Origin of the sequence: Meridianimarinicoccus zhengii, from assembly GCF_003254465.1 — a bacterium.
Lineage (GTDB): Bacteria > Pseudomonadota > Alphaproteobacteria > Rhodobacterales > Rhodobacteraceae > Meridianimarinicoccus > Meridianimarinicoccus zhengii.
On the sequence record NZ_QDFI01000009.1, the window covers coordinates 49,281 to 75,739 of the forward strand.

The following is a 26,459-nucleotide window of genomic DNA, read 5'->3' on the forward strand; positions in this document are numbered from 1 at the left end:
GGCGGGCCGCGGCGCCCGCCGCGGACCGCGCCCCGGCCTGGCCCATTGCGGGCTTGCACACCTGCGGGGCGACCACGCGTTGCGCGAGGAATGATTGCCATGACCGATCACCTGTCCCGCCGTCTGGCCGAGACGCCTGTCATCATGGCCGATGGCGCGACCGGCACGACCCTGTTCAACATGGGTCTGTCGTCGGGCGATGCGCCGGAACTGTGGAATGTCGATCACCCTGACCGCATCCGCGCACTCTATCGCGGTGCGGTTGACGCTGGCAGCGATCTGTTCCTGACCAACAGCTTCGGCTCGAACGCCGCGCGCCTGCGCCTCCACGATGCCGCCGATCGCGCGTTCGAACTGTCGCGGGTCGCTGCCGAACTGGGGCGCGAGATCGCGGATACGGCAGGACGGGACGTGATCGTGGCCGGGTCCATGGGCCCGACGGGTGACATCATGGAACCGATGGGAACCCTTTCGCACGCGCGCGCCGTCGAGATCTTCCACGAACAGGCGGAAGGCCTGAAGGCCGGCGGCGCCGACGTGCTTTGGGTCGAGACGATTTCGGCCGCCGAGGAATACCGCGCCGCCGCCGAAGCCGCGCGGTTGGCGGGCATGCCCTGGTGCGGCACAATGAGCTTCGACACCGCCGGGCGCACGATGATGGGGCTGACCGCCGCGGACATGGTCGCCATGGTTGACCGGCTGCCGCACCCCCCGCTCGCTTTCGGGGCGAATTGCGGCGTCGGCGCGTCGGACCTGCTGCGCACCGTTCTGGGTTTTGCCGCGCAGGGACCGGACCGGCCCGTGATCGCCAAGGGCAATGCCGGGATCCCCAAATACGTCGACGGCCATATCCATTATGACGGCACGCCCGACCTGATGGCCCGCTACGCGACGCTGGCCGCCGATTGCGGCGCACGGATCATCGGCGGCTGCTGCGGCACGACGCCCGAACATCTGGCCGCCATGCGCGCGGCACTCGACGCGCACACGCCGGGGCCGCGGCCCAGTCTCGACGATATCACGGCGGCGCTCGGGGGCTTTTCGTCGGCCTCCGACGGGCTGGACGGTGCGGACGCCCCTGCCCGCACCCGCCGCCGTGGCCGCTCGCCGCGCGGCTGAGGTCGCTTGCGCAGGCTCACGGGTCGCAATCCGCATACTCCGGCGCGGGTCCTGTTCCATAAAGGCGGGAACAGGCAAACCCGGCGTGGCAGGAGTATCCCATGAGTGACGAGTCCGAAGACGATCTGATCCTCGCCGACCTGCCGGATGACGAACTGGTCCAGCAGATGTTCGATGATCTCTACGACGGGCTGAAGCCCGAGATCGAGGAAGCGGTGCATATCCTGCTCGACCGCGGCTGGGCGCCCTACGACATCCTGACCAAGGCGCTGGTGGGCGGCATGACCATCGTGGGCCGCGATTTCCGCGATGGCATCCTGTTCGTCCCCGAGGTTTTACTGGCCGCAGGCGCGATGAAGGGCGGCATGGCCATCCTCAAGCCGCTTCTCGCCGAAACCGGCGCGCCGCGCGTGGGCAAGATGGTGATCGGCACCGTGAAGGGCGACATCCACGACATCGGCAAGAACCTCGTGTCGATGATGATGGAGGGCGCGGGCTTCGAGGTCGTCGATATCGGCATCAACAACGCGGTCGAGAAATACCTTGCGGCGCTGGAGACCGAAAAGCCCGACATCCTCGGAATGTCCGCGCTGCTGACGACCACGATGCCCTACATGAAGGTGGTGATCGACACGATGGCCGCGCAGGGTATCCGGGACGAGTATATCGTGCTGGTGGGCGGCGCGCCGCTGAACGAGGAATTCGGCCGCGCCATCGGGGCCGACGCCTATTGCCGCGATGCCGCCGTCGCGGTGGAAACCGCGAAATCCTTCATGGCGCGCAAGCACAACCAGATGGCCACGGCCTGACCGCTTGCGCGCCGCGCGCGCCCGCACCATGTGGAATGCAGGAGGTGCGACCATGCCTTTCTCTGTTTATCTCGGGCTGATCGGCGGCGCGATCGCCGCTGCAGCCCTGACCATCGCGCTGGCGCAGGCTGCGGGAATCCTTGCCGCGCTCGCCCCCGTGGCGCTGGTGCTTGCGTGGCTGGTGCGGCAGGGCGCCTGACGGACTCGGCCCCGCCGGCGCGGGTGCTCGTGGTGGCCTGCGGCGCGCTGGCACGCGAGATCACGGCGCTGCAACGCGCCTACGGGTGGGACCACCTGACGCTCGTCTGCCTGCCCGCCATCCTGCACAACCGTCCTGAACGCATCCCGTCCGCCGTGGCCGACACCATCGCGGCGCGCCGCGCGGGTCACGACCGGGTGTTCGTCGCCTACGCCGATTGCGGCACAGGCGGGCGGCTGGCCGCTCTCTGCGACGACCTCGGTGCGACGATGATCGACGCGCCCCATTGCTATGCCTTCTACGAAGGCGCCGCGGCGTTCCGCGACCATGCCGACGAGATCGACGCCTTCTACCTGACCGACTTCCTCGCGCGGCAGTTCGACGCCTTCGTCTGGGAACCGCTCGGGCTCGACCGCCATCCGCGACTGCGGGACATGTATTTCGGCCATTACACGAAGCTGGTCTACCTCGCCCAGACGGACGACCCGGCCCTGACCGCGCGTGCCGCCGATGCGGCCGACCGGCTCGGCCTCGGGTTCGAGCGGCGCTTCACCGGCTTCGGCGAACTCGGCGACTGGATCGCGCGCGCCTAGGCTTCCGCCGCCGCCTTCGCGTGGTCCTGTATCCGCGCGATCATCGCGCGAACCCCGTTGGACCGCTGCGCCGACAGGTGGTCGTGCAGGCCCAGGCGCCGCAACTCGGCCTGTGCATCCACGCCCAGCACCTCGCGCACCGGCAACCCGGCATAAAGCGCATGCAGCACCGCGATCAGCCCGCGGACGATCATCGCGTCGCTCTCGCCCTCGAAATCGAACCGCGCGTCCGGCCCCGCGCCATCGATCGCGGGGCGGATCCAGACCTGGCTCGCGCAGCCGTCAACCTTGGTTGCGGGCACGCGCAGCGCGTCGTCCATGGGCGGCATGGCCTTGCCCATGTCGATCACATGGCGGTAGCGGTCTTCCCAGTCGTCCAGGAATTCGAAGGTCTCGGCGATCTCTTCGAAGGCTTCGGTGGCCATGATGGCGGTCTCCTCGTGCTCGCCGCACAGGTAAGCCCGCGGCCGCACGCCGTCCAGCCCCTTCCCAAGGCCAATGGTTTGGGCTACGCGACTGTCCATGCGGATCCGATTTGCCCCTGCCCTTCGTCTTCTGTCGCTGGCCCTTGTGCTTGCCGTAACAAGCGCATGTTCGCGGCAGGATGACACCACGCTGGAGCCCGAGGGCGGCTATCCGGTCCCCTTCGCCGACAGTCGCCCGCTCGTGTCCGATGTGACCCGCGTGACGATGGAACCGACACCGGGCGGGGCGATCCTGCGCGTGACCGGCGTCACGGCGACCCAGGGCTGGTGGGACATCGCGCTCCGCCGCGAAACCGGAAGCGACACGGCATCGACCGAACGGCGCTACGTGCTGCGCGGCTGGCCCCCGGTCGACGCCGAAGGCAACCCGGTCCCCGCACCGACAGGCCCCGTCACCCTGCGCGAAGTGGACGCCGCGATCTTCCTGTCGGACAGCGACCTCGACGGCGTGCGCCGCATCACCGTGACGGGTGCGAACACCAGCCGTTCGGTGACGCGCTGATCGCCCGGCAATTGCTCAGCCGATCATCGACAGGCCGGAACCGCCCGTTTCGTCGTAGTGCCGCCTGAGCCGCTGAAGGGCGATGCGCAGCACGATCTTGCCCGACCGCGCCGACCATCCCATCGTCTTCTCGGTGGTCTCGATCCCCTCGAGAAAGCAGCAGCAGCGCAGCGCCACGTCGCCCAGCCCCGGCCCAAGGTCCGCCAGCGCCGCATGCACGCGGTCCGATGCCGCCTGCGCCCCGCCCGACCGGCCGCCGCCATGGCGATAGCCGCCTTTCTGCGGCCCGGTCATGAAGCTGTCCCAGTTCTGCGCCACGCGCGGCCCCATCTGCGCCAGTTCGAAATCCTCGCGCAGGCGCTCCCCCGCGGCCACAAGGTCATCCGACAGGAACAGCTTGCCATCCTTGTCGCGCCGGCGGGCCAGCGCGCTCAGCGGCGATTCCGCAAGATTGTACTTCACCTTGCGCACGCCATCGGCATCCCGCGACCGGCCCGTGTCCCAATCCCGGTGCTGCGCGGCGAAGGGCTGGGCGTCTTCCGCCATTCCGTCAGGGGCTTCGTCCGCGCCATTCTGCTCCAGCATCCGCTTCAGGGCCGACCGGCCCAACGCCGTGATGGCATAGCGTGAAATCCGGCCCGCGGACGGCATCGCCGCGATCCATTCGTTCAGCGCCATCACCTCGGCCACAGCCCGTGCGACCACGGTCGTCTGCGCGCTCTTGCCGCCGGGCAGGTCGCGCACCACCACCGCCTTGTCGAGGTCTTGCGCCACGGCCAGCACCGCGCCGGTTTCGGCCAGCCGCCGCAGCACCCGGAACGCCGCATCGGAAATGTCGTTGGCGGGATCGGCTGTGAACTGGGCCTGGATTGTCGCGGTCATCGAAAGGCACTCCTTGTTGGCATTGCTGATCGGGGCACGCGCGGCCCCCATAACGCTGAGACGATCGAAGGCACCGTCCACAAGCGGATCGTCGCGACGGTTCTCGCAACGGCGCACCCGTCGCAGTACGGTCGAGGCGTGGTAGCCGGTCTCGCGGGCGATCTCACGGATCGACCGACCAAGCTCCGTGTGGTACAGGTAGTGGACCGCGGCCTCTGGCACCCATTCCTCCGATCGCACCGATCCTGGTGACATCATCGCCAGTTTCGTCACGCGTTTACTCCTCGTTTCCTGCCGCCAGGCCTTCGGCGATCCCGCCCGGCTGCATGCCCGAAACCTGAAGCAACGATCATTTCAGGTTTATTAAAATTGGTCGCAGTCTTAAGCATTGTTTATAATGCCTAAATGTTGCTAAGCATTCCGTCCGCTCGACCGGCAAGGATGCAACACCCTGTGGTTGCAACGCAGTCTTCGTTCATGACCCGCAAAGGAGCGCACCATGAACGACCCGCAAAGCCTTCTGAACACCCTCAACCGCCCCCGTCTGCTGGTGACCGCCGCGCAGATCGCAAGCGCGCATTACCGCCGCGAAACCATGTTGCGGCCGTTGCTCGGCGACCCGGTACCGACCGGCCCGGCCGAAACGGTCATGGCGCTTTTCGTTCTGGAACAAGGGCTTGAAGCGGCACGGCGCGAACGGCATGCCGGTTATGGCGTCGAACGCCACGTGCGCGTGCTGGCCGCGCTGATCGCCGAGGGACAGGCGCTCGCCGCGCGCCCCGCGCGCCGTCAGGAAAAGGCGTCGGCGACCTCGGTCTTGCGCGTGGTGATGTAGGCCTGCAACGCCTCGCGGATGGCGGGATCGAGCGTCGGCTCGACATAGTCCTGCAACATTTGTCGCGCCTTCGCATTGGCCAGCATCCGGGTATCCGGGCGCCCCGCGTCTTCCCATGTCTCGAACGGGCGATAATCCAATACGCCGCTGCGCCAGAAGGCCGTCTTGAAATTGGCCTGTGTGTGCGCGCAGCCTAGGTAATGCCCGCCCGGCCCGACCTCGCGCAGTGCATCGAGCGCCATGGTCGCATCGTCAACCGCGGGGGTCTGCGCCAGCCGGTGCAGCGCCCCAAGCTGGTCGGCATCCATCACGAATTTCTCCAGCGATACGACAAGCCCGCCTTCCAGCCAGCCACAGGCATGGAGCATGAAGTTCACCCCGGCCAGCAGCCCTGTGTTCAGCGAATTGGCGGTCTCGAACCCCGCCTGCGCGTCGGGCAGCTTCGATCCGGTGAAACTGCCCGCGGACCGGAACGGCACGCCCAGCCGCCGCGCCAATTGCCCCGCCCCATAGATGATCTGCGACGCCTCGGGCGTGCCGAATGTGGGCGCACCGGAATTCATGTCGATCGACGTCACGAACGCGCCGAAGATCACCGGCGCACCGGGGCGGATCAACTGGCTGTAGCCGATGGCGACCATCACCTCGGCCAGCACCTGCACCAGTGTGCCCGCCACCGTCACCGGCGACATGGCCCCGCCCACGATGAAGGGCGACAGGATGCAGGCCTGACCGGCGGCGGCATAGACCTCCAGCGCGCCCATCATCGTGCTGTCGAAGGTCAGCGGCGAATTCACGTTGATGAGCGAGGTCAGCACCGTGTTGTTGGCCACCACGTCGGCACCGAACAGGATCTCGCACATCTCCACGCTGTGGCGCGCACGTTCGGGTTCGGTCACCGACCCCATGAAGGGCTTGTCCGACAGGGTCATGTGCGCCAGCAGCATGTCGAGATGGCGCTTGTTGGCGGGAATGTCCGTAGGCTCGCAGACCGTGCCGCCGGAATGGTGCAGCCACGGGGTCATCTGACCGATCTTCACGAAATCATGGAAATCAGACAGGGTCGCATAGCGCCGCGTGCCATCGAGGTCGAGCACGAAAGGCGGGCCGTAGACCGGCGCCAGCACCAGCCGGTCGCCGCCGATCACCACCGACTTGTCACGGTTGCGCGCCAGTTGCGTGAATTCGCGCGGTGCCGTGGCACATAGCGCCTTCAACAGCCCTCGCGGGAAATGCACCCGTTCGCCCTGCACGTCCGCACCCGCGTCGCGCCAGCGGTCAAGTGCCGCAGGGTTCTCGACGAAATTCACGCCGATCTCTTCCAGAACCTGTTCAGCGGCATCCTCGATCCGCTCCAGCGCCTCGCTGCTGAACAGATCCAGTGTCGGGATCAGCCGGTCGATGACCTGCGCGGTCTCCACCGAGACAGCCGACCGTTCCGCGCGCCGGGCGGCCCCGCCGCCGCCTGCGCGCCCGCGCCGCCGTGCCAGTTCCGCCATGATCGCACCCCGTTCATCTGTCGTATTGTTCCGCCCCGACCTATCCCCCGCGTGCCGCGGCACTCCGTGCCGGTTTGCGCCGCTTCCCACCACCAATGCGACATCCGGCACGCAAAGCCGCTTGATCCGCCGGGGGCTTGGCCCTAAGCGGCGCACATGCGCCAGCCAGACCCCCAGACCCGCCCCCAGATCCGGCATGACCTGTTGCTGATCGTCGATTTCGGCAGCCAGGTGACGCAACTCATCGCGCGCCGCCTGCGCGAACTCAACGTCTACTGCGAAATCCATCCCTACCAGTCGGTGACCGACGACAGCCTCGCGGCGCTCGCCCCCCGCGCGGTGATCCTGTCGGGCGGCCCCGACAGCGTCACCCGTCCCGGCAGCCCGCGCGCCCCGCAGGCATTGTTCGACATGGGCGTGCCCGTCTTCGGCATCTGCTACGGCCAGCAGGTGATGATGGAGCAGCTTGGCGGCCGCGTCGAAGGCGGCCACCACGCCGAATACGGCCGCGCCTTCGTCAGCCCCGCCGAGGGCCACCGGCGCGACGGCATCTTCGCGGGCCTGTTCACGGAAACGGGCCGCGAACAGGTCTGGATGAGCCACGGCGACCGCGTCACCGCCCTCGCCCCCGGCTTCGAGGTCATCGGCACCTCCCAGGGCGCGCCCCTCGCCATGATCGCCGACGAGACGCGCCATTTCTACGCCGTGCAGTTCCACCCGGAGGTGCACCACACCCCGAACGGCCGCACCATGCTGGAAAACTTCGTGCGCATGGCGGGCTTCACCGGCGACTGGACCATGGCCGCCTACCGCGCCGAGGCCATCGCCAGGATCCGCGCGCAGGTCGGCGACGGCAAGGTCATCTGCGGGCTGTCCGGCGGCGTCGATTCGTCGGTCGCCGCCGTGCTGATCCATGAAGCCATCGGTGACCAACTCACCTGCGTCTTCGTCGATCACGGCCTTCTGCGGCAGGGCGAGGCGGACGAGGTCCTCACCATGTTCCGCGATCATTACAACATCCCGCTGATCCACGCCGACGAATCGGACCTGTTTCTGAACGCGCTCGACGGTCAGTCCGACCCGGAACGCAAGCGCAAGATCATCGGCTCGCTCTTCATCGACGTGTTCCAGAAACACGCGACCGATGTGGGCGGGGCCGAATTCCTGGCACAGGGCACGCTTTATCCCGACGTGATCGAATCGGTCAGCTTCTCGGGCGGCCCGTCCGTGACGATAAAAAGCCACCACAACGTGGGCGGCCTGCCCGAAAAGATGGGCCTCAAGCTCGTCGAACCCCTGCGCGAACTCTTCAAGGACGAGGTTCGCGCCTTGGGGCGCGAACTGGGCCTGCCCGACAGCTTCATCGGGCGCCACCCCTTTCCCGGTCCGGGCCTTGCGATAAGGTGCCCCGGCGAGATCACGCGCGAAAAGCTCGACATCCTGCGCAAGGCCGATGCGGTCTTCATCGACCAGATCCGCCGCCACGGACTTTATGACGACATCTGGCAGGCCTTCGTGGCGATCCTGCCGGTGCGCACCGTGGGCGTGATGGGCGACGGGCGCACCTATGATTTCGCCTGCGCGTTGCGGGCGGTGACCTCGGTCGATGGCATGACCGCCGACTATTACCCGTTCAGCCACGATTTCCTCGGCGAAACCGCGACCCGGATCATCAACGAGGTGCCGGGGATCAACCGCGTGACCTATGACATCACCAGCAAGCCCCCCGGCACCATCGAATGGGAATGATCCCGGCGCCGCGCAGCTGACACCGGAAACGTCCAAGCCCTTGACACCGCACGCCCATGGCGTCACCCGCGCCCCATGACCGTATCCCGCCCCACCCCGCCCCGCGCGGACCAGATCAAGGCCGTGCTCTGGGCGCTCGCGGCGGTGTGCAGTTTCGCGGCCATGGCCGTCGCGGGGCGCGAGGCCGGGCGCAGTCTCGACACGTTCGAGATCATGACCTACCGCTCGATCATCGGCATCGTGCTCGTGTGCGGCGTCATCACCCTGCGCCGGCGCTGGGGCGACATCCGGCGCGACCGGCTGGGCCTACACGGCGCGCGTAACCTGTGCCATTTCGCGGGCCAGAACCTGTGGCTCTACGCGCTGACCGTGATCCCGCTGGCGCAGGTCGCGGTGCTCGAATTCTCCTACCCGATCTGGGTGGCGCTCGCCGCCCCCTTCCTGCTGGGCGAACGCATGACCCTGCAACGGGCCGTCGCGGTCGCCCTTGGCTTCGCGGGCATCCTTCTGGTGGTGCGGCCGGGCCTGATGCCGGTGAACGCGGGCACGCTCGCCGCCCTCGGGGCCGCGTTCTGCTTCGCGGGCGTCGCGCTGGCGACCCGCAAGCTGACCGCGGACCAGACCACGCTCTGCATCATGTTCTGGCTCACCGCGATGCAGCTTGTGATGGGGTTGGTGATGGCGCTCCATGATGGGGCGATGGCCCTGCCCGATGCGCGTGCCCTGCCCTTCGTGATCGTCGTGGGGTTGGCCGGGCTTCTGGCGCATGTCTTCCTGACCACCGCGCTGTCGCTCGCGCCCGCGACGCTGGTCATGCCCGTGGAATTCCTGCGCCTGCCGATCACGGCGACGCTGGGCGCAGTGCTCTATCTCGAAGGGCTCGATCCCTTCGTTCTGCTGGGCAGCGCGGTGATTCTCGGCGGGAACCTCGTGAACCTCTGGCCGCGCCGTGCGCCGCACGTGGCAGGAACGTCACGTCGCAAGTTGCCGTGACGTGACGTTGCACGTTGACCGGTAAATACGCGTGATCCTAAGCCAGCTGACAGCGTAAAGCATCCATATCGGGGGGAGACACGGGCATGCGCATCACCACCACGGCACTGGTCCTGACGGCCATCGGCGCGCAGGGCGCGGCGGCGGGCGGAATCGACCGCGCCGCCAACGCCAACGACATCATCTTCCGGGATGGCAACTACGCCGAGATCGGTGTGTCGCGCACGGTCCCCGACGTGACGGGCACCGACCGGCCAAGCGCCCTGCCCGGCCGCTACGACTACACCGGCGTGGCCGACAGCTTCACGCTGTTCAATTTCGGCATCAAGTACGACGTGAACGACCGCTTCAGCCTCGCCTTCACCGGGCAGCAGGATTACGGGTCCGACATCAACTACGACGGTAATCCCGGCACCAGCCTTCTGGGCGGCACCTCGGCGGTGGCCGACACCTATGCCCTGTCGCTTCTGGCCCGTTACAAGCTGACCGAGAATTTCTCGGTCCATGGCGGCGTTCGCGCCGACCGCGCGGATGGCAGCATCCGGCTCGATGGGCTCGCCTATGGCGGATCGACGGCATTCGGGCCGACCGGCGCACCGCTGACCGCGGCCCAGATCAGCGGCCTGACCGGCGGCGCCCGGACGACCAACGCCGTCTCGGGCTACGAGGTCGAACTGGATCAGGACTGGGGCTATGGTTTCCAGCTTGGCGCCGCCTATGAGATCCCCGACATCGCCCTGCGGCTCGCCGTGACCTACACGTCGAAGATCACCCACGACTTCGACACGACCGAAACCTTCCGGGGCGCGGGCGGACGCACCGCCAGCTTCTCCGGCAGCACGACCAGCGTGGACACGCCGCAATCGGTCAACGTGAACCTCCAGTCCGGCGTCGCGAAAGACACGCTCGTCTTCGCCAACTACCGCTGGGCGGACTGGTCCGAGTTCAAGATCAACCCCGACCAGTTCGCGGCCGTGACCGGATCGCAGCTCGTGTCCATCGACGACGCGCATACCTATGAAATCGGGATCGCGCGCCGCTTCACCCCCGCCTTCGCCGCGCGCGCCTCGGTTGTCCGCGACATCGTGGAAGGCGACAACCTCGTGTCGCCGCTGTCCCCGACCAAGGGCTACACCGCCGTGGCCCTGGGTGGCACCTACACCGTGGGCGCGGTCGAGTATTCGGCAGGCGTGCGCTATTTCTGGCTCGGCGACGCGAAGCCCGAAACCGGCACACCGGACGTGGCCCGCGCCGATTTCACCGACAACGACGCGATCGCGTTCGGCTTCCGGGTCGGGTACTCCTTCTGATCCTGCGCGCGCGGACCGTGGAAAGGGCCGCGCGACCCGCCGACGCGCGTCATACGGAAATCATACGAGAGTCATACAAGAGTCCGACACCTCAAAAACCGGGGGCCGCAGCCAATGCGGCCCCCTTTTCGCGTCGCCAACGCGCTTTGGCTTGAGCCCGCCATCCCCGCCCTGCTAGGGCTTCCGCGAAACATCGCGGGGATGACCGATGGCACGACCCACCGCCGACGAATGGCGCAACATGACCGGACGCAAGCTGCTGATGTTCGGCATGTCCGGACTTGGGAAAACCCATATTTCCAACATGTTGCGCGCGTCCGGCGGCTGGTTCCACTACTCCGTGGACTACCGCATCGGCACCCGCTACATGGGCGAGCACATCGTCGACAACTTCAAGCGCGAAGCGATGCGCAACCCGTTCCTGCGCGAATTGCTGCTGTCGGATTCGATCTACATCTCGTCCAACATCACCTTCGACAATCTCGCGCCGCTGTCCACCTATCTCGGCAAACCCGGCAACCCCGACAAGGGCGGCCTGCCCTTTGCCGAATACATGATCCGCCAGGAGCAGCACCGCGCCGCCGAGATCGCGGCGCTCATGGACACGTCCCATTTCATCCGCCGGGCCGAGGATATCTATGGCTATACAAATTTCGTCTGCGACAGCAGCGGATCGATCTGCGAGGTCGTTGACCCGGACGATCCCGATGACCCGGTGCTGAGCGCCCTGACCGACGAGACGCTGCTGATCTGGCTGCGCGGGTCGGATGCCCACACGGCGGAACTGGTGCGCCGCTTCGACCGCGCGCCCAAGCCCATGTATTACCAGCCGGATTTCCTGACCGCGAAATGGCAGCAATACCTGGACGAGAACCGCCTGACAGAACGCGAGGTCGATCCCGACGCCTTCGTGCGCTGGACCTATGCGCAGGCGCTCGCGCACCGCCAACCGCGCTATGCCGCGATGGCCCGCAACTGGGGCGTGACCATCGATGCGGACCAGCTGGCGCAGGTGCGGGATGCCAACGGGTTCGTCGAGCTTGTCGCCACAAGCCTTGAGCAGGACTGACCGGCAGTCTATCTGAGGACTTCCCAGTACCGGACCCTGCCCGAGCCATGCCCATCAAGATCCCATCCGACCTGCCCGCCCACGACGTGCTCGCACGCGAGGGCGTCATGGTCATGAGCGATCTGGCCGCAGCGCAGCAGGACATCCGCCCCCTGCGCATCGGGCTTCTCAACCTGATGCCCAAGAAGATCCAGACCGAGACGCAATTCGCCCGGCTGATCGGCGCGACGCCGCTGCAGATCGACCTGACGCTGGTGCGCATGACCGAACACGAGTCGAAGAACACCTCCGCCGAGCACATGGAGGCGTTCTATCGCCCCTTCCAGGACATCAAGCACCAGAAATTCGACGGGTTCATCATCACAGGCGCGCCGATCGAACACCTGCCCTTCGAGGCGGTGACCTATTGGGACGAGTTGCAGGAGGTCATGGACTGGACCCAAACCAACGTGCTGTCGACCTTCGGCGTGTGCTGGGGCGGGATGGCGATGATCCACCATTTCCACGGCGTTCAGAAACACATGCTCGACCGCAAGGCGTTCGGCTGTTTCCGGCATGAAAACTATGCCCCCGCGTCGCCCTATCTGCGCGGGTTCTCGGACGAGTTCGTGATCCCGGTGTCGCGCTGGACGGAAATGCGCCAGTCGGAAATCGATGCGGTGCCGGGGCTGGTGACGCTTCTGGGCAGCGACGAGGTCGGCCCCTGCCTCGTGCAGGACGACGCGCATCGCGCGCTCTATATCTTCAACCACTTCGAATACGACAATCACACGTTGAAGGAAGAATACGACCGCGACATAGAAGCGGGAAAGGTCATCAACGTGCCCGGCAACTATTACCCGAACGACGACCCGTCCCGCACGCCGCGGAACCGCTGGCGTAGCCATGCGCATCTGCTCTACGGCAACTGGATCAACCAGATTTACCAGACGACACCCTATGATATCGATGAAATCGGTCGCTAGCTTCGCCGCGGCGCTTGCCGTGGCGGCGGGCATGGCGACCCATTTCCGGGCCGGCGCGCGCGAAGCGGCGGCCGAAGCCGCGTGGCCGCCTGCGGGACAGTTGCTCGACGTGGGCGGGGTGAAGGTCCATGCCCATGTGTCGGGCAGCGGGCCGGACGTCGTGCTGATCCACGGTGCGGGCGGCAGCCTGCGGGATTTCACCTTTGATCTCGTCGGGCGGCTGGAGGATCGCTATCGCGTCATCGCCTTCGACCGGCCCGGCCACGGCTGGACCGACATGCGGGACACGCAGGGCCAGCCCTTCGACAGCCCGCAGGCGCAGGCGACCCTGTTACAGGCGGCGGCTCGGCAACTCGATGTCCACACACCCATCGTGCTCGGTCACAGTTTCGGTGGGTCGGTCGCCATGGCCTGGGCCGTCACGCAGCCCGACACGCTGGCCGGTGTCGTGCTGCTGGCCGGGGCGTCCATGCCCTGGCCCGGCACGCTGAACGCCAGCTACCGGGTCAATGCGAACCCGCTGGGCGCCGCGGTCGTCGTGCCGCTCATCACCGCCTGGGCGCCGCTGTCCTATGCCGAGACCGTGCTGGCGGGCATCTTCGCACCGCAGCCCATGCCCGACGGCTATGCGGACCATTTCGGTCTGCCCATGGCCATGCGCCGCGATATCCTGCGCGCCAATGCGCGGCAGGTGAACGGGTTGCGGCCCCATGTCGTGGCCCTGTCGGAACGCTACCCGCTGCTGTCGCTGCCGGTCGAGCTGGTGCACGGCACCGCAGACACGATCGTGCCGCTCGCCGTCCATTCCGGGCCGCTCGCGGCGCTGGTGCCGGGCGCGAACCTGACTGCGCTCGAAGGGGTCGGTCACATGCCCCATCACAGCGACCCCGCGGCCGCCGTGGCCGCCATCGACCGGGCCGCGGCGCGGGCAGGATTGCGCTGATCCGGTCGCCCCTGTAGCCATACCGGATGACAGACCAGCCTGCCCCGCCGCCGCATAGCCTGCCCTTCGAAGGTGCGATCACGCGTTTTTTCGAAACCGAGGCCCCCCCCGAAGTGCGCGCGGCGATCACCCCGGATCGCAAGACGATCCTCGGCCCGCACTACCCCTATGACGCGCGGATGGACGCGGACGATTACGCCGCCACGCTCTACGCCCTCCAGATCGAACTGGCGCGGTTTCAGCACTGGGTGCAGGACAGCGGCGCACGGGTGGTCGTGCTGTTCGAAGGCCGCGACGCCGCCGGCAAGGGCGGCACGATCAAGCGGTTCCGCGAGAATCTCAATCCACGCGTCGCCCGCGTCATCGCCCTGCCGCGGCCCAGCCCGACCGAAGCGGGGCAATGGTATTTCCAGCGCTACATCGCGCAACTGCCCACGGCGGGCCAGATCGCGCTGTTCGACCGGTCGTGGTACAATCGCTCGGTGGTGGAACGGGTGTTCGATTTCTGCACCACCGCCGAACGCGACCTGTTCTTTCAGCAGGTGCCGGGCTTCGAACGCGCGCTCGTGCAGGATGGCATCCACCTTGTGAAACTCTGGCTCAACGTGGGGCAGGCCGAACAGCTGCGCCGGTTTCTCGACCGCGAATCCGATCCGCTGAAACAGTGGAAGCTCAGCCAGATCGACGTGGACGGGCTGCGCCGCTGGAACGCCTATTCGGCGGCGATCCGCGAAACCTTCGCGGCCACTCATTTCGACCACGCCCCGTGGACGGTCATCAAGGCCGATGACAAGCGCCGCGCGCGCATCGCCGCGATCCGGGCGGTGCTGTCGGCCGTGCCCTATGCCGGGCGCAACGACGACGTGGTGCAGGCGCCCGACCCGAAGATCTGCGGCGGGCCGGACCTCTGGGATGCCTAAGCGCGGCTATCACCATGGCAATCTGCGGCAGGCGCTGGTCGATGCGGCGCTCGAGCTCATAGCGGAACGCGGACCCATGGGCTTCACCCTGTCCGAAGCGGCCAAGCTCGCGGGCGTCACCCCGGCAGCGGTCTACCGCCATTTCGACGGGCGCGAGGCGCTAATCGCCGAGGCGGCACTCCAGGGCTACGCCATCTTCGCGGACCTGATGGAATTCGCTTATGACGACGGGCGGCCCACGGCGCTTGCGGCGTTCGAAGCCACAGGGCGCGCCTATCTCGCCTTCGCGCGCAAGTATCCCGGCCATTACGTGGCGATGTTCGAAAGCGGCATCCCGGTCAACGCGTCGGCGGATCTGGCGCGCGCGGCGGAACGGTCGCGCGGCGTGTTGGAACGCGCCGCGATGGAACTGGCCCGCCACATTCCGCCCGAAAAGCGTCCCCCCGCAGCAATGGTCAGCGCCCATGTCTGGGCGCTGTCGCACGGCGTGGTGGAGCTGTTCGCGCGAGGGGCGCCCGGCGGGCGGGCGCCCTACCCGCCCGAGGACCTGCTGGAAACGGGCGTGGGCATTTATCTGCGCGGGCTGGGGCTGATCCCGCCCGATACCTGATCAGGCGCGGTTGAGCCGCACGACCTTGTCCGCCAACCCGAGCGCCTGACGTGCCGTCGCCGCGATGTCCTGCGCGCTCATGCCCGCATCGGCGTACATCTCCGCCGGGCTCGCCTGGTCGATGTAGCGGTCGGGCAGATGCACGCAGCGCACGCGCAGCTTGCCGTCCAGCGCCCCGGTCGCGGCCAGTTCGTGCAGCACCATGGACCCGAAACCGCCCTGCGCGCCTTCCTCGATCACGACAAGCGCGCCGTGCCACGCCGCCAGATCGGCCAGAAGCGCGCGGTCGAGCGGCTTTGCGAAACGGGCATCGGCCACGGTGGCCTTGATCCCGTCGCGCTGCAGCAGGTCGGCGGCCTCCAGCGTCTCCGCAAGATGCGTGCCGAGCGACAGGAAGGCCACGTCGGACCCTTCGCGCACGATCCGGCCCTTGCCGATTTCCAGCACCTTCCCGCGTTCGGGCAGCGCCACGCCCGTGCCGTTGCCGCGCGGATAGCGGAAGGCGATGGGCCCGGCGTCATGCGCGACTGCGGTTTCCACCATGTGCATCAGTTCCGCCTCGTCCGACGCGGCCATCACGGTCATCCCCGGCAGCGCCGACAGGTAGACCAGATCGAACGCGCCGGCATGGGTCGGCCCGTCCGCGCCCACCAGCCCGGCGCGGTCGATGGCAAAGCGCACCGGCAGACCCTGCAATGCCACGTCATGGACCACCTGGTCATATCCGCGCTGCAAGAAGGTCGAATAGATCGCGCAAAACGGCTTCAGCCCCGACGCGGCCATCCCGGCTGCAAAGGTCACGGCGTGCTGTTCCGCGATGCCCACGTCGAAGACACGCGCCGGGAACCGGTCGGCCATGGTGTTCAGCCCGGTGCCGCCGGGCATCGCCGCGGTGACTGCCACGATATCGGGGTCGCGCGACGCGGCCTCGGTCAGCGCCTTTCCGAAGACCGACGTATAGCTGGGGGCTGCGGGCTTGGATTTCTGCTGCGCGCCGGTCGCCACGTCGAATTTCGCCACCCCGTGATACTTGTCCGCCGATGCCTCCGCAGGTGCGTAGCCCTTGCCCTTGACCGTGCAGGCATGGATCAGCACCGGACCCGTCGCCCGCGCCCGTACTGCGCGGAGCACGCTCAGAAGCTGGACCATGTCGTGCCCGTCGATGGGGCCCACGTAATCGAAGCCAAGTTCCTCGAACAGCGTGCCCTGTCCGCCAAGGCCGGTGACAAGCTGCCTTGCACGGCGCGCGCCGTCACGCATGGGCGCGGGCAGCGCCGCCTCGAACCCTTCGGCAAGGCTGCGCATCTTGGCCAGCGGTTCGCTACCGTACAACCCGGACAGATAGGCCGACATGGCGCCCGTGGGCGGAGCGATCGACATCTCGTTGTCGTTCAGGATCACGAACAGCCGCCGGCCATGCGCGCCCGCGTTGTTGAGCGCCTCATAGGCCATTCCGGCGCTGATCGACCCGTCGCCGATCACGGCGATGGCGTCGCCTGTCGGCTTGCCCATGTCGCGCGCGACGGCGAAACCGAGCGCCGAGGAAATCGACGTGGACGAGTGCGCCGCCCCGAACGGATCGTATTCGCTTTCGGCGCGCTTGGTAAAGCCCGACAGCCCGCCCTTCTGGCGCAGGGTGCGGATACGGTCGCGCCGCCCGGTCAGCACCTTGTGCGGATAGCACTGGTGGCCCACGTCCCACACCAGCTTGTCGCGCGGCGTGTCGAACACGGCATGGAGCGCCACGGACAGTTCCACCACCCCGAGGCTGGAGCCGAGATGCCCGCCCGTATGGCTGACGGCGTCGATCACCTCGGTGCGCAGTTCCTGCGCGACGCGACCAAGATCGACATCGCTCAGCACACGCAGATCGGCGGGGCCTGCAACGCGGTCGAGCGTGGGGGTCAGGGGACGGGTCATGGCGGGGTTCCTTCGGTCGCGGGGGCGGGACAGGGATACCGGGAAACGGGTGCAGCGGTGGGTTCCTACCGGCGCTGCATCGGCGGACCGACACAGCGCCGTTCCTGTCGCCACAGGAAGGGAACCGGGGCCTTGGCCCCGAAGCGCCCGGCCCCCCTGCACGGGGACCGGACCCGGGTGAGAGCGGCCCCGCGCGGGGGCCGGTCCCTCAGTCGTAGACCGGTGCGCCGGGTGCGGCGAGTTCCGGGTAATCGGCGATCACGTTCGTGCCCTGCAGCGGCTTCTGATAGCCTTGGTGGCAGGTCTTGCACGCGACCTTCGGCACGTCTGCATAGATCGGACCCAGCCGGTGTTCCGGCAGCACGTCCGTCAGCGGCACGAGCCAGTCGTTGTTCAACTCCTGCACCATCGCGATCCCGAGCGAGGCCGTGGCCCATTGCGGGGTCACCTGCGCGGGGTCGTAGAACGCGCGGCTGTTGTGGCAGAACACGCAGTTGCGGCCCAGCGAATTGGAGAAGTAGTTCATGAGCGAATAGGTCCGCTCCGTGTCCTGCCATGTCCGCGCGCCCGGATCCGACGGGCCATCGATCGGATGGGCCTGAAGGGTGTGCACGTTGATCGGTTCGTATTCGAGCAGGTACGTCTCCAGCGCGTCCGACGGCAGCGAGGTGAACTGGCTTTGCACGGTCGCACGGTTCTGCACCGCCGACCAGCCGGCCACCCCTTCGTTGACGGGCGCGATCCGGAACCAGACATTGCTGGGCACGTTCTGGCCGCGGTGGCAGGTGTAGCAGGTCACCCCGACCTCCGCGTTGGCGTTCACATGACCATACCAGTCGTCGTTGATCGACTGGGTCATCTGGATCATGCTGCGCGCAACAACCTTGGTATACAGGTCGTCATCCGCATAATTGCCCTCGTTTGCGCCCTCATGACAGTACGTGCAACCCTCGTCCGGGGACACCCACAGCGTGATGGAGTTCATGAGCCGGTTGAAATTGCCCTCGGTCAGATCGCCCAGAACCTGCACGTTTTCATAGATGTCCCGCGCCAGCGGTTCATCGGAGGCCACCTCATAGGGCGGTTCGGCGTAGTATTCGTCGATGGCGGGGTCGGGCGTATCCAGGTCCGCTGTGAACTTGGTCACCGACATGCCGGTGCCACGTGGGCCCGTCTGCAGGCTTTCGTTCGGCAGCGGATTTCCCCAGCTTGCAAACATGGCGACGGCGAAGACCGCGGTGCCGCCCACGCCGACCAGGATGGCCGGCTTGAGCAGGTTCTTGGTCGGATGCTGGGCGTTCCAGTCATCGAACCACTCGGGGATCCAGTTCTTGGGTAGCATGATTACTCTCCCTGCCCGATGAAGGCTTCGTAGGATCCGTAATCCGCGTAGCCATAGCTGCCGTCATACATCGGCGCGAAGTGGTGTTCCTGCGCCCAGATGAACCAGTTGTCCACGACCGTTCCCGTCAGCAGGATGCCTATCCCGCCGGTGATCGGGGTCAGGACCGCGAACCACCACGCCCAGCGGTGGATGCCTTCCATCGTGGCGTTGAAGCCCATGGTCCAGCGCCAGAACAGGGCGGCGCGTTCCGATGCGGTGCCGCGGTCGTAGATCTGCTCCAGTTCCCGGTCGCCGCCATAGCGGGTCACGGCCAGGATCGTGGCGCCGTGCATCGCGAACAACAGCACGGAGCCGTAGAGGAACACGATCGAAAGCGCGTGGAACGGGTTGTAGTAGAGGTTCCCGTAGCGGATCGAGAACGCCGTGGTCCAGTCGAGATGCGGGAAGATGCCATAGGGCACCGCCTCGGACCACGACCCCATCAGGATGGGACGGAACAGGCCCAGCACGAGGAACAGCCAGATCGCCGCGGCGAAGGCCCAGGCCACGTGCTTGCCCATCTTGTGCTGCTGCGCGAGGTGGTAGCTGCGCGCCCACCAGCACATGACCGAGATCAGCAGGAAGAAGGACGAGATGATGTACCAGCCGCCATCGTTCAGCGGCGGCATGGTCAGGCCGTATTCCGGGCTCGGCGGTTCGAGCGCCAGCCAGAACAACTGGCGAATGAACTCGGGGATCGACCAGCCGACCTGCGCCAGCATGTTGAACCCGATGATGTTGAGCCACAGCGTGCCCGTCACCAGCGAGATGATCCCGAACCAGCCAAGGTAGATGGGCCCAAGCTGCGCGTTGCCGATCCAGCCCAGCAAGGTCGAGAATCCGCCCTTGCCCGCGCGTTCGTCCTGGGTGCCGAAATCGGTGGTCATGCCCATCTCGACGGGCCCGCGCACCTGCACCTGGGTGAAGATGTTCTGATAGTCAGCCATTGTTCACATTCCTATCTGCGAGGGCCAGATCGGCAGCGTGAGCCACCAGTTCCACCATTCCGGCCAGCCCTTGGTCCAGACGGGGCCCGAGATGATGATGCAGACCGCCGACCAGAAGCCCGCGTTCAGCGCCAGAAGCAGGCCCACGCGGTGGATGCCCAGCGTGCCGACCGAGTAGCCGATGAAATCGCGGAAGAACGTGTCCTCGTGGTCGGGCGACTTGGCTTCCTCGCCCTTCTCGGGATTGGCCGCCGACAGGATCAGCGCGCCATGCAGCGCCAGCGCCAGCGTCGTGGTGAAGAAGAAGGTCACCGCCAGCATGTGCGCCGGGTTGTAATGGAAGTGCAGATAGGCGTAGCCGGTGTTGCTGACCCAGTCGAGATGGCTGAAGATACCATAGGGAAAGCCGTGCCCCCACGCGCCCATCAGAAGCGGGCGGAAGATGACGAGCGTCGCATAGGCGAGGATCGCGAAGCTGAAGGCGACGGGGACGTGATAGCCCATGCCCAGCTTGCGGCAGATCTCGACCTCGCGCAGCGCCCAGCTGACGAAGGCGCCCATGGCGCAGATCGTGATGATCTGCCACAGCCCGCCCTCCATGAGCGGTGCCATGCCCAGACCATAGCTCAGGTCCGGTGGTGCTATGTTGATGAGCCAGGGATTGAACGTGCCTTGCTGCGACGCGCCCCAGAAGATCAGGACGGTGCCAAGCAGGGCAAAAAAGGCGGTCGTGACCCCGAAGAAGCCCACGTAGAAGGGACCTACCCAGAAATCGAAGAGATCCCCGCCGATCAGCGTCCCCCCGCGGACGCGATATTTTCTTTCGAAGCTGAGCAACGCCATCTTCTGTCTCCGCGTTTGGCGGCCGACCCTTTGCGGGGTCCTCAGCCGTCGTGTTGCCTTGATGGTTTGCCACGGGCGATCGGGCGGACCCGGCCGCCCGCGGCGGACCGGTTTACTGGACGCGCTCGTACTTGGCGGCCGAGATTTCAAACCAGTTGTAGCTGTCCGTGCTGAGCAGGACGAGATGGATCATCGCTGCCAGAAGGAACAGGAAGACGCCTTGTGCGACAAACACGCGGCGCGGATCGAAGATGAGCCAGATCTTGTAGAATTTTGCCATATCTTGATCCTCCTCAGAACCAGGGGCGCCAGATGAGCACTGCGAGGTGGGCGACGCCCGCCACCGCAGAGAAGAGCCAGAGCCCACTCATGTAGACAGAGTGCAGTTCCTGCGCCTGTTCGTCGGTGAGACCTGTGAACGACAGGTCGGTATCATCAGCCATAAACTTTCCTCCGGATCGTTTAGCCGAAAGCCGCAAACCCTGCGGCCGGGTCGTCCATTGGGGCGCAAGTCCCCGCCGGGTTCTGACCGCCCGTGTCCGGGCGGACAGATCGTGATCCCGGTCCTCGGACCGGGAAGTTCAGGTCCCGGTCGTCAGACCGAGAAGATCAGCGGCGTGATCCGGTCCGCTTCCGCCCAGGCGCGCGCGAGCGGCCCGTGCAGGTTCAGCGTCCGGCGCGCCGCGATGTCCATCACCCAGCCGGCGGTGGAAAAGGGCAGCGCCAGCAGGAAGATCAGCGCGAAATAAAGGTGGAACTCCGCCCCGCGGCGCATGGGGCGGCGCTGGGTCGTATGGTCCGAGGTGAAATCGGTCATGGACGAGGTCCTCCGGTCTGGGTGAGCGATGGGTCGCGGCGGCCTGCGGGTTGCAGCGCCTCGACGGTATTCAGATCGACATGGGTCGCGCCTTGCGCCAGCGCCGAGGCCTCGGCCGCATCGCGCAGGGATTTGGCCGCGGAAATCCGTGTCAGGATCGGGTGTTCGGCCACGATGCGATCAAGCGCCGCCTGGGCGTCGTTGTCCCAGGGCAGATCGCGGCGCAGCGTGGACGGTGTCGCGGCGGCGCCATCCAGATCGCTGCCGAGCGGCAGGATGTGGAAGAGCGCATCGAACAGGCCGTTGCAGATTTCCTGCAGCAGGTAGGTAGCCCCCGCATACCCCATGAAGGGCGTGCCGGTCGCGCGCCGGATGGCGGCACCGGGGAACGAAGCCGGGATGAAAGACGGCTTCGGTCCGTGCCCGGCCGTGCCTTCGGCCATGTAGATCTTCTCGTTGATCGAGCCCATCACCACCAGCGGGCGGCGCTGCGCGATCATCGACCGGATCTCCGGGTTGTTGGTCTTGGTGCCGGCACAGCGCGCGACGGCGAAGGCACAGGGGAACCCGAGATCGGTTTCCAGATACTGGCGGATGCCGCGGGTATAGGTCTCGTTCGCGACGATCCCGAAACTGGCGGTGGCGAAGAAATCCTGCGTCACCGACCGCCACAGATCCCAAACGGGCTTCAGCGTCGAGTGTTTTTCACGTTCTATAAACGGTTCCGGGTCCAGCCCGGTCAGTTCGCCCAGCTTGCGCAGGAACCGCGTGGTGGACTCGATCCCGATGGGTGCCTGAAGGTACGGCTTGCCCAGCACCTCCGCCAGCCCGCGCCCGAATTCGCGGTACATCACCACGTTGACGTCGGCGTTCACGAGATTGCGCATCTCGGCCAGATGGCTGCCCAGCGGCATCACCATGTTGATCTCGGCGCCGATACCTTCGACCAGACGCCGAATCTCGGCCAGGTCCGAGGGCATGTTGAACGTGCCGTACATCGGCCCGAGGATGTTGACCCGCGGCGCCTCGCCCTCGATGCGCTTGGTCTCCTTTGGCATCCGGCCCTTGGTCTGGCCGAATTCCGTGAAGATCCAAGTCATCGCCCGGTCGGCGGACTGCCACTGGTCCTCGTCGATGGTGCGCGGCAGGAAGCGCTGGATGTTCGTGCCCTGCGGCGTGACCCCCCCGCCGATCATCTCGGCGATGGAGCCCGTGACGACGACGGCCGGCAGGGCGGGGTCAAGCACTTCCCAGGCGCGTTTCATCGCCTCCTCGGTGCCCGATCCCATCTCGCCCTCGCCAAGCCCGGTCACCACGATCGGCAACTCGTGCGGCGGCAGTGCATCGGTATAATGCAGAACGGATGTGACCGGCAGATTCTCGCAGCCCACCGGGCCGTCGATGACGACCTGCAAGCCCTTGACGGCGGTGAAGGCATAGACCGCGCCCCAGTAGCCCCCTGCGCGATCATGATCCTGGATCAGCATCAGATCATCTCCTGCGCCTTGGCGGCGCGCGCTTGCTTGTCGAGCTTCTTCTGGTGGCTTTCGCGGAAGTCGGGCCGAAGGTTCGGCGCACCTTCCCAGATGCCTGCCGTATCGCCCTGCCCAGAGCCTTCGAAGAATTCACGCATCTTGCCCATGCGGTCTCGGTTGCCGATGGCCGCGATGACGACTTCCTGAAGGCTGCCCGCACCCGCCGGGCCCATGAGCGGCCGGGCCGAGATCAGGTTCGTGAAGTAAAGCGACGGGATACCCGCCTCTTTCGCCTTCTGCACCACCGGGGTCGTACCGATGGCAAGGTCGGGTTTCACCGCCTCCATCGCCGCGAGATCGTCTTCGAGGCTCGCACGGAAGGTCACCTTCACACCGCGATCCGCCAACCAGGCGGCATCCGCCTCGGACCACGGGGTCTTGGGACACGCCGTGCCCACATAGGGGACCCGCGCGCCGCTTTCGATCAGCAGGCGTGCGACCAGCAGCTCCGATCCCTCATAGCCCGACAGCGTGATCGTCGCATCGAGGGGTGTAGCCGCCAGCGCGCCACGGATGGCCGGCAGCACGGCGTTCTGCGCCTCGGCCACCTTGTCCGCCGCGATTCCGTAGGCATCGCCAATGGCCGCCAGCCAGGCGGCGGTGCCGTCATGGCCCACCGGCGCAGACCCGACGACCTTGCGGCCTGCCGCGTGAAACTCGCGCACGGCAGCGGTGTAGAACGGATGGATCGCCGCGGCGACGCCGCAATCGAGCGCGGCATACAATTCGCGCCATTCGCGGCAGGGGACGACCGGCCCGGCGGCCAGCCCCATGGGCGACAGCATCTGCCCGATCACCACAGGATCGGCCGGGAACATCTCGCCCATCAGCGCCACGGCGGGTCGGTCGGCCGTGCCGCCGGTCGGCCGCGGCACCGGGCCGGCTTCGGCCTCGGCACGGGCATAGTTCAGCATGGCCCCTGCAAGGATATCCTTGGCTTCCGCATGGGTCGGCACGCCGAACCCCGGCACGTCGATGCCCACGATGCGCACGCCGTTGATTTCCGTCGGCAGGAGCCGCAGCGGCACGCCCGACGCGGTCGGCACGCAGAGGTTCGTCACCACGATCGCGTCATAGCGATCCGGGTCGGCCATCTCGTGCACCGCGTCGCGGATATCCTCGAACAGCTTGCCGGTCACGAGAGACTCGGAATTGAACGGCACGTAGCCCACCGACCGCCGCGCGCCGTAGAAATGGCTGACGAAAGTCAGGCCGTAGACGCAGCAGGCCGAGCCGGACAGCATCGTGCCCACGCGGCGCATCCGCAGGCCTACACGTAAGGAGCCGAAGGCCGGGCACATGCTTTGTGGCTGGTCATGCGGCCCCTTGGGATAGTCTGCGGCATACTGGTCGAGGATCTCGGCCATGCCGGACGCGCGCGCCTTTGCCTGCATCTGCTCGCCGGGGGCGTGGCAAGTGCCGGCCTCCGGGTCAGCGATGGTGGGTATTTCGGCCTCAGGCATCGTCATAGACCACTTCAAGGCTTTCGCGCGGCGCGCTCTTCTTGCCGCGCATGTCGGCATCGGTCGCGGGTTCCAGCACCACGTCGCCGCCGGTGTCCTTGCTGTCGAACAGACCCAGAAGCCCGTCCTGGTCCAGCGGGTTCGGGTGTCCCGGCGGTGCCAGCGACACGGCGTCCGCCAGTTCGGCGAAGAGCGACCCCCAGCGGGACTCGGACGTGCCCACGATCTGGTAGTTCGCGGATTTCTTGCGCAAGTCGTCGTCGGCGGGGATCGCCGCCAGCACGGGGATGTTCACCGCCTTGGCAAAGGCCTGCGCCTCGCCCGAATGGTCGTCCTTGTTGATGACCAGACCGGCGACGCCGACATTCCCGCCCATCTTGCGGAAATACTGTACCGCTGAGCAGACGTTGTTCGCCACATAGAGCGATTGCAGGTCGTTGGAGGCGACGAGGATCACCTTCTGCGCCATGTCCCGCGCGATGGGCAGACCGAAGCCGCCGCAGACCACGTCGCCGAGGAAATCGAGCAGCACATAGTCGAAATCCCAGTCGTGGAAGCCCAGCTTTTCAAGTAGTTCGAAGCCGTGGATGATGCCGCGTCCGCCGCAGCCGCGCCCGACCTCGGGCCCCCCAAGTTCCATGGCGAAGACGCCGGAGCGCTTGAAGCACACGTCGCCGATAGCGACTTCCTCGCCCGCCAGTTTCTTGCGGGTCGAGGTTTCGATGATCGTCGGGCAAGCTTTGCCGCCGAACAGCAGCGAGGTCGTGTCGGACTTCGGGTCGCACCCGATCAGCAGGACGCGCTTGCCCTGTTCCGCCATCATGCAGCTCAGGTTGGCCAGCGTGAAGGACTTGCCGATCCCGCCCTTGCCGTAGATCGCGATGATCTGGGTGTGCTTCGTCGGCTCGCCCTGCGGCACTTCGAGCGTGGGCTCGGCGGCCTCGTCGCGCAGGCGCGAGTCGAAATCTTTGAGGTTCGGAACCGCGGTCGTGGCGGGCTTTGCCGGTGTATCGTCAAGGCTCATGCGACAGCTCTCCAGTCGAGGATCATTTTCAGGCAGGCCGGGTCGGCAAACGCGGTCTCGTAAGCCGCGGCGGCGTCTTCGGCGGCCCGTGTGTGGGTGATGAGACCGTCCAGCGACAGCGCGCCGCTCTCGACCAGCGCACGAGTCGCGGTCAGGTCGGCACGGGTCCACTCGGCGGCGATGCGGAAGCGGGCTTCCTTCATGAAGGCCGGCGGGAAGGCGAAGCTGAGCGGCGCGGTGTAGAACCCCGCCAGCACGATCTCGCCGCCTTTCACGATGCGGCCCACCAGGTCGTTCAGCAGCGCACCGTTTCCCGATGCGTCATAAATTGCGCGGTAATCGCGCCGCGGATCGTCAGCGGGGTCGATCACGTCGTATCCGAACGCGCCATCGCGCCGGTCTGCGTCGATCTCCCAGACAGTCGGCGCGGGCGCCCCGGCAGCGACGGTCAGGCGCGCGAGCAGACGGCCCAGCGTGCCATGGCCTACGATTAGGTCGGGCATCGCCTTGTCCAGCCCCGCCATGGCGTGGCGCGCCGTGGCGGCCAGCGCAAGAAGGGCCCCGGTGGCACCAAGGGTCGAATCGATCTTTACCGTGCGGTCGCCCGCGCTGACCAGCCGCCGCGCGGCGCCGCCGAACAGGCCATGGGCGCCGTCATAGCAATTGGCGCCCGGCACGAAGACATGATCGCCGACGCGCAAGCCCGAGTCCGGCCCGGCCTCCACCACCTCGCCCGCGGATTCGTAGCCGGGCACGAGCGGATAGCCCATGCCGGGAAAGGGCGGCATCTGCCCGGACCAGAACAGCTTTTCGGTACCCGTCGAGATGCCCGAATGAGCCACCTCGATCACCGCGTCACCCGGTCCGGGTGCCGTCAGACCCAGCGCGCTCAGTCCCAGCCTGCGCGGCTGTTCCAGAAGGACGGCTGTGGTCTGCATGGCGGCTCCCCCCGTTTGACACCGCCGGATCCGGGTACCGGACGAGGACGGGTCATGACTGTCAGTTTAGAGTTACATCCCGACCTGTCAATTAAATTAGACAGTT

The 26,459-nt window shown here is 66.7% G+C and carries 28 protein-coding genes; 14 read left to right on the forward strand and 14 right to left on the reverse strand.

Annotated elements, in window-relative coordinates; translation table 11 throughout:
* Nucleotides 1–99 precede the first annotated feature (99 nt).
* From bmt to DDE13_RS04735, 4 genes are all read left to right on the forward strand, one after another.
* Entirely contained in the window at nt 100–1,119 is a 1,020-nt protein-coding gene (gene bmt, locus DDE13_RS04725; RefSeq protein ID WP_111401985.1) for a betaine--homocysteine S-methyltransferase, read from the forward strand.
* Between the two features lie 101 nt (nt 1,120–1,220).
* The gene (locus DDE13_RS04730; RefSeq protein ID WP_111401987.1) at nt 1,221–1,928 is read left to right on the forward strand and encodes a corrinoid protein; all 708 of its coding nucleotides are present in this window, start codon (nt 1,221–1,223) and stop codon (nt 1,926–1,928) included.
* 52 nt (nt 1,929–1,980) lie between these two features.
* Nucleotides 1,981–2,127, forward strand: a complete 147-nt coding sequence (locus tag DDE13_RS22770) for a hypothetical protein (RefSeq protein ID WP_162630858.1) — start codon at nt 1,981–1,983, stop codon at nt 2,125–2,127.
* On the forward strand, nt 2,103–2,720 hold the full coding sequence (locus DDE13_RS04735) for a DUF1638 domain-containing protein (protein WP_111401989.1): 618 nt from the start codon (nt 2,103–2,105) through the stop codon (nt 2,718–2,720). Before DDE13_RS22770 ends, DDE13_RS04735 begins: the two co-directional genes overlap by 25 nt.
* Here DDE13_RS04735 and DDE13_RS04740 read toward each other — a convergent pair.
* The gene (locus DDE13_RS04740) at nt 2,717–3,145 is read right to left on the reverse strand and encodes a SufE family protein (protein WP_111402023.1); all 429 of its coding nucleotides are present in this window, start codon (nt 3,143–3,145) and stop codon (nt 2,717–2,719) included. The two genes, DDE13_RS04735 and DDE13_RS04740, sit on opposite strands and share 4 nt — an antisense overlap.
* A gap of 97 nt (nt 3,146–3,242) precedes the next feature.
* Here DDE13_RS04740 and DDE13_RS04745 point away from each other — a divergent pair, with 97 nt between their 5' ends.
* A complete protein-coding gene (locus tag DDE13_RS04745; RefSeq protein ID WP_111401990.1) occupies nt 3,243–3,707 on the forward strand; it encodes a hypothetical protein in 465 nt (154 codons plus the stop codon).
* Nucleotides 3,708–3,722: 15 nt separating this feature from the next.
* Here DDE13_RS04745 and DDE13_RS04750 read toward each other — a convergent pair whose 3' ends face one another.
* On the reverse strand, nt 3,723–4,847 hold the full coding sequence (locus DDE13_RS04750; RefSeq protein ID WP_111401991.1) for a DUF6456 domain-containing protein: 1,125 nt from the start codon (nt 4,845–4,847) through the stop codon (nt 3,723–3,725).
* Nucleotides 4,848–5,088: 241 nt separating this feature from the next.
* Between DDE13_RS04750 and DDE13_RS04755 the strand changes: the two genes are divergently transcribed.
* Nucleotides 5,089–5,424 (forward strand): DUF6477 family protein, encoded by a 336-nt coding sequence (locus DDE13_RS04755; RefSeq protein ID WP_111401992.1) that lies wholly within the window; start codon nt 5,089–5,091, stop codon nt 5,422–5,424.
* On the opposite strand, the gene DDE13_RS04760 is transcribed toward DDE13_RS04755, so the two are convergent.
* Nucleotides 5,379–6,923, reverse strand: coding sequence for a trimethylamine methyltransferase family protein (locus tag DDE13_RS04760; protein ID WP_111401993.1), 1,545 nt, complete (start codon nt 6,921–6,923; stop codon nt 5,379–5,381). The genes DDE13_RS04755 and DDE13_RS04760 overlap by 46 nt on opposite strands.
* Nucleotides 6,924–7,079: 156 nt before the next feature.
* Between DDE13_RS04760 and guaA the strand changes: the two genes are divergently transcribed.
* From guaA to DDE13_RS04800, 8 genes are all read left to right on the forward strand, one after another.
* Nucleotides 7,080–8,672, forward strand: a complete 1,593-nt coding sequence (gene guaA / locus DDE13_RS04765) for a glutamine-hydrolyzing GMP synthase (protein WP_111401994.1) — start codon at nt 7,080–7,082, stop codon at nt 8,670–8,672.
* Between the two features lie 75 nt (nt 8,673–8,747).
* Nucleotides 8,748–9,665 (forward strand): DMT family transporter, encoded by a 918-nt coding sequence (locus tag DDE13_RS04770; RefSeq protein WP_111401995.1) that lies wholly within the window; start codon nt 8,748–8,750, stop codon nt 9,663–9,665.
* Nucleotides 9,666–9,751: 86 nt separating this feature from the next.
* The gene (locus DDE13_RS04775; protein WP_111401996.1) at nt 9,752–10,975 is read left to right on the forward strand and encodes an OmpP1/FadL family transporter; all 1,224 of its coding nucleotides are present in this window, start codon (nt 9,752–9,754) and stop codon (nt 10,973–10,975) included.
* 208 nt (nt 10,976–11,183) lie between these two features.
* Nucleotides 11,184–12,044 carry an ATPase gene (locus DDE13_RS04780; protein WP_111401997.1) on the forward strand — a complete coding sequence of 287 codons (861 nt, stop codon included), beginning with the start codon at nt 11,184–11,186 and terminating at the stop codon, nt 12,042–12,044.
* 47 nt (nt 12,045–12,091) lie between these two features.
* The gene (gene metA, locus DDE13_RS04785) at nt 12,092–13,009 is read left to right on the forward strand and encodes a homoserine O-acetyltransferase MetA (protein WP_111401998.1); all 918 of its coding nucleotides are present in this window, start codon (nt 12,092–12,094) and stop codon (nt 13,007–13,009) included.
* Nucleotides 12,993–13,952 carry an alpha/beta fold hydrolase gene (locus DDE13_RS04790; RefSeq protein WP_235868589.1) on the forward strand — a complete coding sequence of 320 codons (960 nt, stop codon included), beginning with the start codon at nt 12,993–12,995 and terminating at the stop codon, nt 13,950–13,952. The genes metA and DDE13_RS04790 overlap by 17 nt, the downstream gene beginning before the upstream one ends.
* A gap of 26 nt (nt 13,953–13,978) precedes the next feature.
* Entirely contained in the window at nt 13,979–14,872 is an 894-nt protein-coding gene (gene ppk2 / locus DDE13_RS04795; RefSeq protein ID WP_111401999.1) for a polyphosphate kinase 2, read from the forward strand.
* Complete coding sequence (locus DDE13_RS04800; RefSeq protein ID WP_111402000.1) at nt 14,865–15,482, forward strand: TetR/AcrR family transcriptional regulator; 618 nt, start codon at nt 14,865–14,867, stop codon at nt 15,480–15,482. The genes ppk2 and DDE13_RS04800 overlap by 8 nt, the downstream gene beginning before the upstream one ends.
* Here DDE13_RS04800 and dxs read toward each other — a convergent pair whose 3' ends face one another.
* The 11 genes from dxs to bchC form a co-directional block, all read right to left on the reverse strand.
* Nucleotides 15,483–17,402 carry a 1-deoxy-D-xylulose-5-phosphate synthase gene (gene dxs, locus DDE13_RS04805; RefSeq protein ID WP_111402001.1) on the reverse strand — a complete coding sequence of 640 codons (1,920 nt, stop codon included), beginning with the start codon at nt 17,400–17,402 and terminating at the stop codon, nt 15,483–15,485. It lies immediately after the preceding gene.
* A 208-nt stretch (nt 17,403–17,610) separates the two neighbouring features.
* On the reverse strand, nt 17,611–18,744 hold the full coding sequence (pufC, locus tag DDE13_RS04810) for a photosynthetic reaction center cytochrome PufC (RefSeq protein WP_111402002.1): 1,134 nt from the start codon (nt 18,742–18,744) through the stop codon (nt 17,611–17,613).
* Nucleotides 18,745–18,746: 2 nt separating this feature from the next.
* On the reverse strand, nt 18,747–19,733 hold the full coding sequence (gene pufM / locus DDE13_RS04815; RefSeq protein ID WP_111402003.1) for a photosynthetic reaction center subunit M: 987 nt from the start codon (nt 19,731–19,733) through the stop codon (nt 18,747–18,749).
* A gap of 3 nt (nt 19,734–19,736) precedes the next feature.
* Complete coding sequence (gene pufL / locus DDE13_RS04820) at nt 19,737–20,576, reverse strand: photosynthetic reaction center subunit L (protein WP_111402004.1); 840 nt, start codon at nt 20,574–20,576, stop codon at nt 19,737–19,739.
* A gap of 112 nt (nt 20,577–20,688) precedes the next feature.
* On the reverse strand, nt 20,689–20,856 hold the full coding sequence (pufA, locus tag DDE13_RS04825; RefSeq protein ID WP_111402005.1) for a light-harvesting antenna LH1, alpha subunit: 168 nt from the start codon (nt 20,854–20,856) through the stop codon (nt 20,689–20,691).
* Between the two features lie 13 nt (nt 20,857–20,869).
* Nucleotides 20,870–21,019 (reverse strand): light-harvesting antenna LH1, beta subunit, encoded by a 150-nt coding sequence (gene pufB / locus DDE13_RS04830; protein ID WP_109811280.1) that lies wholly within the window; start codon nt 21,017–21,019, stop codon nt 20,870–20,872.
* A gap of 152 nt (nt 21,020–21,171) precedes the next feature.
* Complete coding sequence (gene pufQ, locus DDE13_RS04835) at nt 21,172–21,393, reverse strand: cytochrome PufQ (RefSeq protein ID WP_111402006.1); 222 nt, start codon at nt 21,391–21,393, stop codon at nt 21,172–21,174.
* Nucleotides 21,390–22,880: a chlorophyllide a reductase subunit Z gene (bchZ, locus tag DDE13_RS04840; RefSeq protein ID WP_111402007.1), complete on the reverse strand. Its 1,491-nt coding sequence runs from the start codon at nt 22,878–22,880 to the stop codon at nt 21,390–21,392. The genes pufQ and bchZ overlap by 4 nt, the downstream gene beginning before the upstream one ends.
* On the reverse strand, nt 22,880–24,397 hold the full coding sequence (gene bchY / locus DDE13_RS04845; protein WP_394340282.1) for a chlorophyllide a reductase subunit Y: 1,518 nt from the start codon (nt 24,395–24,397) through the stop codon (nt 22,880–22,882). Before bchY ends, bchZ begins: the two co-directional genes overlap by 1 nt.
* Nucleotides 24,384–25,415 (reverse strand): chlorophyllide a reductase iron protein subunit X, encoded by a 1,032-nt coding sequence (locus DDE13_RS04850; protein WP_111402008.1) that lies wholly within the window; start codon nt 25,413–25,415, stop codon nt 24,384–24,386. Before DDE13_RS04850 ends, bchY begins: the two co-directional genes overlap by 14 nt.
* Nucleotides 25,412–26,353, reverse strand: coding sequence for a chlorophyll synthesis pathway protein BchC (bchC, locus tag DDE13_RS04855; protein ID WP_111402009.1), 942 nt, complete (start codon nt 26,351–26,353; stop codon nt 25,412–25,414). The genes DDE13_RS04850 and bchC overlap by 4 nt, the downstream gene beginning before the upstream one ends.
* Nucleotides 26,354–26,459 lie beyond the last annotated feature (106 nt).

Bases quoted from the DNA above. Each gene is read 5' to 3' on its own strand.
- ppk2 (WP_111401999.1), top strand. From the start codon at position 13,979: ATGACAGACCAGCCTGCCCCGCCGCCGCATAGCCTGCCCTTCGAAGGT.
- DDE13_RS04790 (WP_235868589.1), top strand. From the start codon at position 12,993: ATGAAATCGGTCGCTAGCTTCGCCGCGGCGCTTGCCGTGGCGGCGGGC.
- bchZ (WP_111402007.1), bottom strand. From the start codon at position 22,880: ATGCTGATCCAGGATCATGATCGCGCAGGGGGCTACTGGGGCGCGGTC.
- metA (WP_111401998.1), top strand. From the start codon at position 12,092: ATGCCCATCAAGATCCCATCCGACCTGCCCGCCCACGACGTGCTCGCA.
- DDE13_RS04780 (WP_111401997.1), top strand. From the start codon at position 11,184: ATGGCACGACCCACCGCCGACGAATGGCGCAACATGACCGGACGCAAG.
- DDE13_RS04760 (WP_111401993.1), bottom strand. From the start codon at position 6,923: ATGGCGGAACTGGCACGGCGGCGCGGGCGCGCAGGCGGCGGCGGGGCC.
- DDE13_RS04750 (WP_111401991.1), bottom strand. From the start codon at position 4,847: ATGATGTCACCAGGATCGGTGCGATCGGAGGAATGGGTGCCAGAGGCC.
- bchY (WP_394340282.1), bottom strand. From the start codon at position 24,397: ATGACGATGCCTGAGGCCGAAATACCCACCATCGCTGACCCGGAGGCC.
- pufA (WP_111402005.1), bottom strand. From the start codon at position 20,856: ATGGCAAAATTCTACAAGATCTGGCTCATCTTCGATCCGCGCCGCGTG.
- dxs (WP_111402001.1), bottom strand. From the start codon at position 17,402: ATGACCCGTCCCCTGACCCCCACGCTCGACCGCGTTGCAGGCCCCGCC.
- DDE13_RS04740 (WP_111402023.1), bottom strand. From the start codon at position 3,145: ATGGCCACCGAAGCCTTCGAAGAGATCGCCGAGACCTTCGAATTCCTG.
- pufB (WP_109811280.1), bottom strand. From the start codon at position 21,019: ATGGCTGATGATACCGACCTGTCGTTCACAGGTCTCACCGACGAACAG.
- pufM (WP_111402003.1), bottom strand. From the start codon at position 19,733: ATGGCTGACTATCAGAACATCTTCACCCAGGTGCAGGTGCGCGGGCCC.
- pufQ (WP_111402006.1), bottom strand. From the start codon at position 21,393: ATGACCGATTTCACCTCGGACCATACGACCCAGCGCCGCCCCATGCGC.
- DDE13_RS04775 (WP_111401996.1), top strand. From the start codon at position 9,752: ATGCGCATCACCACCACGGCACTGGTCCTGACGGCCATCGGCGCGCAG.
- DDE13_RS04745 (WP_111401990.1), top strand. From the start codon at position 3,243: ATGCGGATCCGATTTGCCCCTGCCCTTCGTCTTCTGTCGCTGGCCCTT.
- DDE13_RS04755 (WP_111401992.1), top strand. From the start codon at position 5,089: ATGAACGACCCGCAAAGCCTTCTGAACACCCTCAACCGCCCCCGTCTG.
- DDE13_RS04770 (WP_111401995.1), top strand. From the start codon at position 8,748: ATGACCGTATCCCGCCCCACCCCGCCCCGCGCGGACCAGATCAAGGCC.
- DDE13_RS04850 (WP_111402008.1), bottom strand. From the start codon at position 25,415: ATGAGCCTTGACGATACACCGGCAAAGCCCGCCACGACCGCGGTTCCG.
- DDE13_RS22770 (WP_162630858.1), top strand. From the start codon at position 1,981: ATGCCTTTCTCTGTTTATCTCGGGCTGATCGGCGGCGCGATCGCCGCT.
- pufL (WP_111402004.1), bottom strand. From the start codon at position 20,576: ATGGCGTTGCTCAGCTTCGAAAGAAAATATCGCGTCCGCGGGGGGACG.
- DDE13_RS04800 (WP_111402000.1), top strand. From the start codon at position 14,865: ATGCCTAAGCGCGGCTATCACCATGGCAATCTGCGGCAGGCGCTGGTC.
- bmt (WP_111401985.1), top strand. From the start codon at position 100: ATGACCGATCACCTGTCCCGCCGTCTGGCCGAGACGCCTGTCATCATG.
- DDE13_RS04730 (WP_111401987.1), top strand. From the start codon at position 1,221: ATGAGTGACGAGTCCGAAGACGATCTGATCCTCGCCGACCTGCCGGAT.
- guaA (WP_111401994.1), top strand. From the start codon at position 7,080: ATGCGCCAGCCAGACCCCCAGACCCGCCCCCAGATCCGGCATGACCTG.
- bchC (WP_111402009.1), bottom strand. From the start codon at position 26,353: ATGCAGACCACAGCCGTCCTTCTGGAACAGCCGCGCAGGCTGGGACTG.
- pufC (WP_111402002.1), bottom strand. From the start codon at position 18,744: ATGCTACCCAAGAACTGGATCCCCGAGTGGTTCGATGACTGGAACGCC.